This is a genomic window from Armatimonadota bacterium, from assembly GCA_025059775.1.
In the GTDB taxonomy this organism is placed as follows: Bacteria; Sysuimicrobiota; Sysuimicrobiia; order Sysuimicrobiales; family Sysuimicrobiaceae; genus Sysuimicrobium.
On the sequence record JANXCW010000027.1, the window covers coordinates 1 to 9,896 of the forward strand.

Annotated in this window: 9 protein-coding genes and 2 pseudogenes; all 11 read left to right on the forward strand. The window is 66.8% G+C overall.

What is annotated here, in order from left to right; translation table 11 throughout:
* On the forward strand, positions 1–1,200 hold a 1,200-nt coding region (locus N0A24_11950), incomplete at its 5' end, for a hypothetical protein (GenBank protein MCS7174053.1).
* 184 nt (positions 1,201–1,384) lie between these two features.
* Positions 1,385–2,380, forward strand: a complete 996-nt coding sequence (gene pstC, locus N0A24_11955) for a phosphate ABC transporter permease subunit PstC (GenBank protein MCS7174054.1) — start codon at positions 1,385–1,387, stop codon at positions 2,378–2,380.
* Complete coding sequence (gene pstA / locus N0A24_11960; protein ID MCS7174055.1) at positions 2,377–3,258, forward strand: phosphate ABC transporter permease PstA; 882 nt, start codon at positions 2,377–2,379, stop codon at positions 3,256–3,258. Before pstC ends, pstA begins: the two co-directional genes overlap by 4 nt.
* A gap of 29 nt (positions 3,259–3,287) precedes the next feature.
* Positions 3,288–4,100: a phosphate ABC transporter ATP-binding protein PstB gene (gene pstB / locus N0A24_11965; protein ID MCS7174056.1), complete on the forward strand. Its 813-nt coding sequence runs from the start codon at positions 3,288–3,290 to the stop codon at positions 4,098–4,100.
* Complete coding sequence (locus N0A24_11970; protein MCS7174057.1) at positions 4,060–4,518, forward strand: arsenate reductase ArsC; 459 nt, start codon at positions 4,060–4,062, stop codon at positions 4,516–4,518. The genes pstB and N0A24_11970 overlap by 41 nt, the downstream gene beginning before the upstream one ends.
* A gap of 13 nt (positions 4,519–4,531) precedes the next feature.
* Positions 4,532–5,224 carry a response regulator transcription factor gene (locus tag N0A24_11975; protein MCS7174058.1) on the forward strand — a complete coding sequence of 231 codons (693 nt, stop codon included), beginning with the start codon at positions 4,532–4,534 and terminating at the stop codon, positions 5,222–5,224.
* Between the two features lie 8 nt (positions 5,225–5,232).
* Complete coding sequence (locus tag N0A24_11980; GenBank protein MCS7174059.1) at positions 5,233–6,624, forward strand: cell wall metabolism sensor histidine kinase WalK; 1,392 nt, start codon at positions 5,233–5,235, stop codon at positions 6,622–6,624.
* A gap of 118 nt (positions 6,625–6,742) precedes the next feature.
* Entirely contained in the window at positions 6,743–7,009 is a 267-nt protein-coding gene (locus N0A24_11985; GenBank protein ID MCS7174060.1) for a heavy-metal-associated domain-containing protein, read from the forward strand.
* Entirely contained in the window at positions 6,966–8,159 is a 1,194-nt protein-coding gene (locus N0A24_11990) for an HAD-IC family P-type ATPase (GenBank protein ID MCS7174061.1), read from the forward strand. The genes N0A24_11985 and N0A24_11990 overlap by 44 nt, the downstream gene beginning before the upstream one ends.
* A 307-nt stretch (positions 8,160–8,466) precedes the next feature.
* A pseudogene (gene lnt, locus N0A24_11995) lies at positions 8,467–9,627 on the forward strand (apolipoprotein N-acyltransferase).
* Positions 9,546–9,782: pseudogene (locus N0A24_12000) on the forward strand (sodium:proton antiporter). The pseudogenes lnt and N0A24_12000 overlap by 82 nt, the downstream one beginning before the upstream one ends.
* Positions 9,783–9,896 lie beyond the last annotated feature (114 nt).

The window sequence follows — 9,896 nt, forward strand, 5'->3', positions numbered from 1 at the left end:
GAGTTTCGGGCGGAGTTGCAGGCGTTGGGGGTGCGGGTGACGGCGCTGGAGGAGGAGTTGCAGGCCCTGCGGGCCCGTCTAGACAACACGCGAGTCGGTGGACTGTTCGACTCCTACTACATCGCGCCCAGTGTGGGGACACCCGTAGGTGGCCTCCCGGCACCTCTCAACGTCGGGTTCTTTGTGAACTATGGCTCCCCCACTCCCCCTGAGCCATACACTTTTGGTGCGCTGGACATCGGCAACCGGTTTCGCCTGACGTACACAGGTTCTGTAGGACCTGGGGTGAGCGTGTTCCTGAGAGCTCGGTACACGAGCACGGTTGGATCCGCTGCAGCCATCGACTTTGATCGGGCTTATCTCACCATGGACAACCCTTTGGGCCTCAGAGGACTCCGCATTCGGATTGGCCGGGATGTGGTGACGTTAGGGCCTATCGGGCTCCTACTGGACGGTACCAACGGGAATGTGCATCGCTCAGGGGCGTATGTTACTTGGCGGATCGATCCGCTGACCCTGTTCGGTTTTGCGCAGTGGGTAGAACCCGACATCACCTCCCCTGCTACGGTGGTGGGGGGTCGTATCTCGTTTGCCCTCTTACCCGGCTGGACGGTGGGAGGGAACGTGCGCAGCGACATGCGTCAAGGAGCCCCTGCGGGCTTGCTCGCCGGTCAGTATCAGGACGGGTTCGGTTGGAGCGTGGACCTATCGGGGACCCTAGTACCTGGACTCAGGCTCGCCGCGGAGTTCGCCCGTTATCGGAACGATACGACCGGTTTGGAAGACAGCTACTGGATGGTACGAGCGGATGTTAACCTTGCCGAGCTAGCTGGTATTCAAACGTTCTCCCCGCACCTGAGCCTGTGGTACAAGAACTTCGGGGACTATGTCCTACCCCGCAAGGGGATACGCGGGAACCTCCGCTCGCCCGACTTCTACCCCATCTTCTACATCACGTCTTCCCTCTCCGCGGGGGGTGCGCGGCTAGATCTTCGTCTCATGGACGGCCTTGCCGTATACGGAGTGGGGGAATTCGGTACCTTCCAAGTGGCGGGCAATCCCTCTTGGAGCCTGTGGGAAGGGGGTGTGGTGTGGACCCTCGCGCCACGGGTGAACCTGACGCTGCACGCCACCACTGCGCAGATAGGGGGTAACACCGTAGACACCATCTACGGAGCGTATCTCAGCACTAGCTGGTAGCGGTACTCCCTCCGGTACCCCCTGAGCTTGGCCGAGGCTCAGGGGGTACCGGGGTCTCTTCTCGGCCAAGGGGTCTGCTTGTTCGGGACGACCTCCGGCATTCCCCCGTGCCCAATGGCTCCCCAATCGCTTCCTCGCTGGTTCTTAACCGGGATTTAACAAATGGACCGACAGTATGGGGTAGATGCGGGAAGGACGCGGCAGACGGAGGTTGCAGGAACAGGTCATCGGGACGGGCTTGGCCCTGTGTGCTTGGCTCTCTGTCGGGGTTACGGTGGCCATCGTTGCGGTGCTCGCCTACGAGACCCTGGAGTTCTTCCGGCTCCCCGTACACGCCGGAGACCCCCACCTGGTAGCGCGTCGGCCAGACCTCCAGCGGTTCGTGGAGGCCCGTTCCGACCTCGTGGGCCATCCCTGGCGGCTTGTGCAGGAGTTCCTTACCGAGACCACCTGGAGCCCGCTATTTAGCACCAAGCGGTTCGGCGTACTGCCGCTCTTTGCAGGGACTGTGCTCACAAGTCTCATCGCTCTCGGAGTGGCGGTCCCCCTTGGACTGCTCGCTGCCATCTACCTGAGTGAGTTCGCCCCTGAGGGCGTCCGGCGGAGAGTGAAGCCGGTCCTGGAACTCCTGGCCGGAGTCCCCACCATCGTGTACGGGTACTTTGCCCTCACCTTCGTGACTCCGCTGCTGCAGGACCGTATCTTCGGACCAGCCATGGCCGGGCAGAACGCGTTGAGCGCAGGACTCGTAATGGGCATCATGATCCTGCCATTGGTTTCCTCCCTCAGCGAGGATGTAATGCGTGCGGTTCCCGTTGAGCTCCGCCACGGGGCCTACGCCCTCGGGGCCACCCCCATGGAGGTGGCCCTGCGTGTGGTGTTCCCCGCAGCACTCTCGGGGATCGCTGCGGCCTGCGTGTTGGCCCTTTCCCGAGCGATCGGGGAGACGATGATCGTGGCCTTGGCCGCCGGACAGACCCCCAACTGGACTGTGAATCCCCTCGAGACCGTGGAGACCATCACCGCTTTCATCGTACAGGTGAGTCTGGGGGACACCCCCTATGGCTCTGTGGAGTACCGTACCCTCTTTGCCGTGGGCATGCTCCTGTTCGCCCTCACGTTTCTCATGAATCTGGCCAGTCTCCGGGTGGTCCAGCGATTTCGGGAACGGTACCTATGAGCGTGCTCGCTGCGGATTCTGCATGGCAGAGACGCCGGATAGGCCGGCAACGAACTGCCCGGATGTTCGTGGCTGCCTGTCAGGTGGCTACCTTGCTGGGGTTGATGTTTCTGGGAATCCTGTTGGTGGACGTCACGCGAGACGGAGCGCCCTATCTGCGGTCGGAGCTGTTCACCAATTTCCCTTCGCGCTTTCCCTCTCAGGCAGGCTACGCGAGTGCCTTAGTAGGGACCCTCTACGTAGCAGGGATCATGAGCCTTGTGGCCTTTCCGCTGGGAGTGTTGGCTGCGGTGTACCTGGAGGAGTACGCGCGGCCTTCGCCCATTACCAGGGCCCTGGAGCTCAACATCGCCAATCTGGCCGCCGTCCCCTCGGTCCTGTACGGGCTGTTGGGGCTCGGGATGTTCGTAGAGTGGATGCGCATGGGGAAGAGCATTCTCGCGGGGGCATTCACCCTTGCCCTTCTAGTGCTGCCTCTCGTGATCCTGGCCTCCCGGGAGGCCATCCGGGCCGTGCCCTTCTCCGTCAGGGAGGCGGCCTATGCCCTGGGTGCCACCCGGTGGCAGGTGGTACGCCACCACGTGCTCCCCTACGCGGCCCCCGGGATCTTCACGGGGATCATCCTGAGTCTGTCCCGGGCTGTGGGAGAGACCGCTCCTCTCATCATGCTGGGAGCCCTCCAGTACGTACCGTTTCTCCCGCGCGGCATCTGGGACTACTTCACGGTACTTCCCATCCAGATCTTCAACTATGTCTCCCTCCCTAACCCGGAGTTCCACCGGGTGGCCGCTGCAGGGATTCTGTTACTGCTGGGGGTGTTGCTGTTCCTGAACGGCACTGCCATCTGGTTGCGTAACCGAGCCACCATCCGGTGGTAAATGGTTTTTATGGTTTTTTAGGAGGAGCCATGCAACGGATCCTGGACACCCGACCCGAGATCTCTCAACGGGCAGTGACGATTACAGAACCTGTCCTGCAAATTCGAGACCTTCGAGTGTGGTATGGCGAGAGCGCAGTGCTGCGGGGTGTGAGCCTAGACGTCCCCGCGCAGCGGATCACCGCCGTCATCGGTCCTTCCGGTTGCGGCAAGAGTACCCTCATCCGTTGCCTTAACCGTATGAACGACCTCATCCCGGGCGCCCGGGTGGAGGGCCAGGTGCTCTTCCGGGGGCGGGACGTCTATGCACCTGGGGTGGATCCCGTGGAGGTACGGGTCCGCATCGGCATGGTGTTCCAGAAGCCCAACCCTTTCCCCAAGTCCATCTACGAGAACGTGGCTTTCGGCCTGCGGCTGCACCGCCGGCTCAGCCGCCGGGAGCTAGACGAGCGGGTGGAGCGGGCGTTGCGCCTGGCGGCTCTATGGGACGAGGTGAAGGACGACCTGCACCGTAAGAGCGGGCTGGAGCTCTCAGGAGGCCAGCAGCAACGGCTGTGCATCGCGAGGGCGCTCGCGGTGGAGCCCGAAGTACTGCTCATGGACGAGCCCTGCTCGGCTCTCGATCCCATCTCCACGGCCCGCATCGAGGACCTCATGGAGGACCTCAAGCGGAACTACACCATCGTCATCGTGACCCACAACATGCAGCAGGCGGCCCGGGTTTCGGACTTCACCGCGTTCTTGCTGGACGGAGAGCTGGTGGAGTTCGGACCCACGGAGGAGGTGTTCACCCGTCCCCGGGATGCCCGTACGGAGGACTACATCACGGGCCGGTTCGGGTAAGGTGCGGGTCCTGTTTTTGTGCACCGGGAACTCCGCCCGATCTCAGATGGCGGAGGGGCTCCTGCGGCATCTGGGGGGGGAGCGGGTGGAAGCGAGAAGCGCGGGCACGGAGCCTCGGGGGGTGCATCCTTACGCAGTACGCGCCATGGCGGAGGTGGGGATCGAAATCTCTCACCACGCCAGCAAGTCCGTGGAAGGGTTCGTCGGCCAGCGCTTCGACTGGGTGATCACCGTGTGCGACCAGGCGCGGGAGGCTTGTCCGGTCTTTCCCGGAGCCCGCACCCTCCACTGGTCCATTCCGGATCCCACGGCGGCGGGGGGGACGGAGGAGGAGGTGCTTGCGGCCTTCCGGCGGGTTCGGGAGGAGCTCCGGCGGCGCATCCGGGAGTTCCTGGACGGGTCGGAGGCAAAGGAGTAGGCTTCCGATAGGGATGCAGCCGTACACGGATTCCGAGCCTGCTCGGATCCTAGTGGTGGACGACGAGCGGCCGCTCGTGGAAGCCCTCCGACTCGCCCTGGAGCGGGAGGGGTACCGGGTTGTGGAGGCGTACGACGGGGCTTCGGCACTTGAGCGGGCCCTTCAGGAGCCTGTGGATCTCATCATCCTGGACGTGATGCTGCCGGAGATGAGCGGGTTTGAAGTGTGCCGCCTGCTCCGGCGGGAGCGGGACATCCCCATCCTGCTGCTCACGGCCCGCACGGACGAGGCGGACCGCGTGGTGGGGCTGGATCTCGGCGCGGACGACTACATCCCGAAGCCCTTCTCCATGCGGGAACTGCTGGCGCGGGTGCGGGCCGCCCTGCGCCGCTACCGCCGGATCTCCACAGAGCCGGTGCAGGTAGGAGACCTGGTGCTGGATCCCCGACGGCACGAGATCCGGTGCGGAGAGAAGGTGCTCGTCCTAGCGCCCAAGGAGTTTGAACTGCTGGCGCTTTTGATGCGGAACGCGGGGACCACCCTCCCGCGGGACCGGATCATCGAGCGGGTGTGGGGCTACGACTACGTGGGAGACGAGCGCACCGTGGATGTACACGTCTCCTGGCTGCGGCGCAAGCTGCGGGAAGCGGGATCTACGGTGCAGCTCGTGGCGGTACGGGGCGTGGGGTACCGGCTGGAGGTTTGAGGGGAGCCGTGCGGGTTCTTTTTGTTTTCCTGGGTAGCGCCCTGGTGGGGACGGGGGTGTGGGCGCTGGTGGCGGACCGGATTCCCGCGTGGCTCCTGGCCCTTTTGGGACTTGGAGGCGGGGCAGGGCTCCTTGCCGCTGCGGCCCGGGAGCGGCGGCTGCGGGATGCGTGTACGCGGCTGGCCCGGTACCTCCGGTCCCTCCAGCCCCTACCGGGGGCGCTGGAGCCCGGCACCGGAGACGTGGAGGAGCTCGCCGCGGCGGTGGACGCCGCCGCCCGGCACTTCTCCGAATCCCTCTCCCGGGCCTGGAGGGAGTTCGAGCGGCTTCGGAGGGTACTGGATGCCCTGGAGGAAGGGGTTCTGGTGTTTGACCGGAGCCGGCGGCTCGTGCTCGCCAACCGACCCGCGGAGCAGCTGTTGGGATTCCGGTTCGAGCACTCCCGCGGCACCTCTCCTATGGCGGTGTTCCGGAGGCATGAGGTAGATGCCCTCCTGCGCCGGTGTGCGGAGGAGGGGGCGGTGCGCCCCTTGGAGATCGAGCTCACGGTCCCGGACCGGAGGGCGGTGCGGGTGACCGCAGCACCTCTGGGGCCGGGAAACGGCGTGGTGGTGATCCTGCGGGATCTCACCGAACTCCGGCGCGTGGAAGCCATCCGCCGGGACTTCGTGGCCAACGTCTCCCACGAGCTGCGCACGCCCCTCGCGTCGCTGCGGGCCATGGCGGAGGCATTGCAGGACGGGGGGCTGGAGGATCCTGGTCTGGCGCGGCGATTTTTGGCGCAGATGGTGCAGGAGGTGGATCGGCTGAGCCAGCTCGCGGAGGAGCTGCTGGAGCTCTCCGTACTGGAATCCGGAGCGGCACGGCTGCGCAAGGAGCCCCTGCGAACGCGTGAGCTCCTGGAGGAGGTGGCGGAGCGGTTCGGCCCAGCCGCGGGCCGGAAGCGGATCCGCCTTCTGGTGGAGGGGGAGGATCTGTGGCTAGTAGCGGATCGGGAGCGCATGCTGCAGGCCCTGGGTAACCTCGTGGACAACGCCCTGAAGTTTACGCCCGAAGGGGGAAGCGTCTGGTTGCGCACGGAGAGCCGACCGGGAGAGGTGACCTTCGTGGTGGAGGATACAGGACCGGGCATTCCTCCGGAACATCTTCCCCGCATCTTTGAGCGGTTCTACCGGGCAGAACCTTCCCGTACGCGGGAATCGGGCGGGGCGGGGCTGGGCCTTGCCATTACGAAGCACATCGTCCTGGCCCACGGAGGCCGGGTGGCGGCCTCCAACCGTCCGGAGGGCGGGGCCCGGTTCACCCTGGTGCTCCCCGCGGGTTCACCTTCCGACGCATCCGTGGCGAGGGCCACGGGGAGCCCGGACGCAGGGACGGATGAGCCCATCCTGACGCCGTGAGGTCTGACGAGCACGGTTGCCTTTGTGGCAGAATTTGCAGCCTCCTGTACCACCCCGATTCCAACCTTGACCTTCCAGCGGACTGGAAGCTTCATTGTTCCCGATGGAGGTGCGTGCGGTGGCGACGGGCTCGGGGAAGATGCACCTCAGGGTGGGCGGGATGCACTGCTCCCTGTGCGTGGAGACGATCCGCAGGGCGGTGTTGAAACTCCCAGGCGTGCGGTCCGTGCACGTGTCCATCGCCCACGAGGAAGCCCTGGTGGAGTACGATCCCGCGCGGGTCGAGCCGCCCGCCATCACCGCGACGCTGGAGGCCCTCGGGTTTGCCGTGCGTGCCCCGGATGAGGCGGCCCGGCTGGCAGAGGAAGAGAAGAACGGGAGCTAGAGCGCGCGCGGCGTCTTGCACGGGTGGCCGCGGGGCTGCTGGGCGTTTCGTCCCCGCTCATGCTGGCCACCGCCCTGTGGGGGCCGAGCCGGGTGCGGGCCCTGGCCATGGGGAGGCTTGCCGTGTTCGCAGCGTCGGGCCCCGCCCGCTGGGTGCTCCGCGACGCCTGGGAGTCTCTGCGCCGGGGGATCCTCAACCAGGACGTGCTGGCGGCCGTGGCGGTCCTGGCAGGGATCGCGGGAGGAGTTGCGGGATTGTTCTTCCCCGCCTTTCCCGCGGGGGAGTTCTTCGGAGCTGCGGTGTTCGTGTTGGCCTTCCACGTGGTGGGCAGGTACCTCTCGGTGTTGGTGCACGTGCGGGCGTCGCAGTCCGTGCGGCGGCTGCTGAGCCTCGCCCCCCGGACCGCCCGGACGGTTCCGAGGAAGAAGTCCCCGCAGAGGCGCTGCAACCCGGTGACCTGGTGCACGTGCGGCCCGGCGAACGGGTTCCCGCGGACGGGGTGGTGGTGGAGGGCAGTTCCGCGGTGGACGAAAGCCTGCTCACGGGAGAGCCCCTCCCCGTGGACAAGCTGCCCGGGGACGAGCTGATCGGCGGGTCCCTGAACACGCTCGGCAGCCTTGTGGTGCGGGTGACCCGCGCAGCCCCCGGCAGCTTTCTCGCGTCCGTGGCGCGGCACGTGGCGGAGGCGCGCGCCCTCAAGCCGGGGATCCTGCGCCTGGTGGACCGAGTCCTCCTCTGGTTCGTGCCCGCGGTGTTCGCGGCGAGCGCGGCGGGAGTTCTTGTGTGGACGGCGGGTGCCGTGCTGGCCGTGGGCAGACCGGAATGGGTCCGGGCGGCCTTTGCGGCCCTGACCGCCCTGGTCATGGGCTACCCGTGCGCGCTGGGGATGGCGACCCCGCTTGCCATCGTGCGCGCCTCAGCCGAAGCGGCAGGACGCGGGATCCTCACGCGTTCCGGGGAAGCCCTCCAGCTGCTGGGACGCCTGGGAAACCTTCGTCCTGGACAAGACGGGCACACTGACCGAGGGAAGGCAGAGGCTTGCGGCCTGCAGGGCTTTGGGGACCACACAGGACGAACTGCTGCGCTTGGCGGCCAGTGCGGAGTGGCCCTCCGAACACCCTGGTGCTGGACATCCTCCGCAACCCGGTGAAGGTGTCTGTGGCGCTGGTGGACTGAGGAGGATCACCGGAGGAGGGGAAGCCGAACACAGTCCGGCCGTGAACGAAATGCCGAAGCGAGGCTGAGCAGGCCAACCATCCCATGGTGCCGGGTTGAGGCTCGGCACCAGAGCGGGTGGACGTGTTACACTCTGCTCGGTGCGAGCACACGTACAGCGGAGCCGTTGGGAACCTGAAGCCGGTCGAGTGCTTCCGTACTCCCGTAGACGCTCCTGGCCGGAGGAGCCGACCACGGCAGGCCCTTCGCGCCTGGCGTACGTGGCCGCCCTCCTTTCCGGCATGCTCCTTGCCCTGAGCTTCCCGCACCCAGGCTGGTGGCCCCTCGCGTGGGGCGCGCTCGTACCCTTGTTCCTGGCCCTGCGGGGGCTACGTCCGGTGCCCGCGGCAGCCGTCGGCTTTGCCTTCGGGCTCGCCTTCTACGGGGTGCTGCTCACCTGGCTCGTGAGCCTGGGGTTTGCCGCCTACGTGGTGGTGGCGGTGTTCAGTGCGGGATACTCCGCCCTGTTCGGAGTCCTCGCGAGTGCTGCGACCTCTGGAGGGGGAGAGGGTTGCTGGCTAGTGGGAACGCTCCTCGCCTGGGTGGTGGTAGAGTGGCTGCGCAGCCTGGGAACCGCGTCGTTCCCGTGGGGACTGGTGGGGTACTCCCAGTGGACGAATCTGCCGGTCCTGCAGCTCGCGTCCCTGGGCGGGGTGTACCTTGTTTCCGCCGCGGTGGTGGCGGCCAATGCGGGGATCGCGCTCCTCGTACTCCGCAAACCCTCCGGAATCCTGCCCCTCCTCCTGGTAGCCCTGGGGTGGGGGTGGGGGAGCTGGAGGCTCGAGCATCTGGAGGTCGCGGCGCGGCCGCGGATGCAGGTGGCCGCTGTGCAGCCCAACTTGGTGCAACAGCGCAAGCTGGATCCCGACTACGCGCCTCAAACCCAGCAGACCCTCCTTTCCCTCACCCGGGAGGCGGCGCGGTCCGGGGCCAGGCTCGTGGTGTGGCCCGAGCACTATTGGCCGGCTCCCCTCCTCCAGCAAGGGCGGCTGGATCCCCTCATCCGGGCCGCGGTCCCCGAAGGCGTGGCGCTGCTGGCTACCGGGGAGATCGACGGCCGCCGCAATTCGGCCGTGATGGTGGAGCGGGGAGAGCTGGTGGGTCGGCACGACAAGGCACGGCTTGTGCCCCTTGGGGAATGGTGGGCGGATCCCGGTCCGGGGTACCGTCCTGTCCCCGCGCCCGGGGGACCCGCGGGAGTACTGCTGTGCTACGAGATCGTGTATCCCGCCTCTGCCCGGGCCCTCGTCGTGGGCGGGGCCCGTTACCTCATCCACTCCTCGGAGGAAGGGTGGTTCGGGGAATCCGCGGGGCCTGTGCAGCACCTGGGGTTCGCGGTGGTGCGGGCGGTGGAATTGGGGCGGGACGTGGTGCGGGCTGCCAGCATCGGGATCTCCGGGATCATCGAGCGCACGGGTCGCCTCCAAGCGCAGCTCCCGCAGGTGACGCAGGGATGGGTCGCCGGTCGCATCGAGCCCCGATCAGATCTCACGCCCTACGCCCGGTGGGGAGACCGGTGGGTGTGGGCGGCTGCGGTGGTGCTGGGGGGGATGGGCTTCCCCGCCGTACTCCCATGGATGCGCCGGGAGGTGGTGGTGCCGTTCTTGCTCCCCGCGGCGGCCGTGGCCTTGGGACGGCTCTTCGGACTCGGCCCGTTCGCCGCCGGGCTCCT

Excerpts from the sequence above, each read along its gene's own strand:
- N0A24_11970 (MCS7174057.1), top strand. The coding sequence starts at position 4,060 with ATGCCCGTACGGAGGACTACATCACGGGCCGGTTCGGGTAAGGTGCGG.
- pstA (MCS7174055.1), top strand. The coding sequence starts at position 2,377 with ATGAGCGTGCTCGCTGCGGATTCTGCATGGCAGAGACGCCGGATAGGC.
- N0A24_11975 (MCS7174058.1), top strand. The coding sequence starts at position 4,532 with ATGCAGCCGTACACGGATTCCGAGCCTGCTCGGATCCTAGTGGTGGAC.
- N0A24_11990 (MCS7174061.1), top strand. The coding sequence starts at position 6,966 with ATGAGGCGGCCCGGCTGGCAGAGGAAGAGAAGAACGGGAGCTAGAGCG.
- pstB (MCS7174056.1), top strand. The coding sequence starts at position 3,288 with ATGCAACGGATCCTGGACACCCGACCCGAGATCTCTCAACGGGCAGTG.
- pstC (MCS7174054.1), top strand. The coding sequence starts at position 1,385 with ATGCGGGAAGGACGCGGCAGACGGAGGTTGCAGGAACAGGTCATCGGG.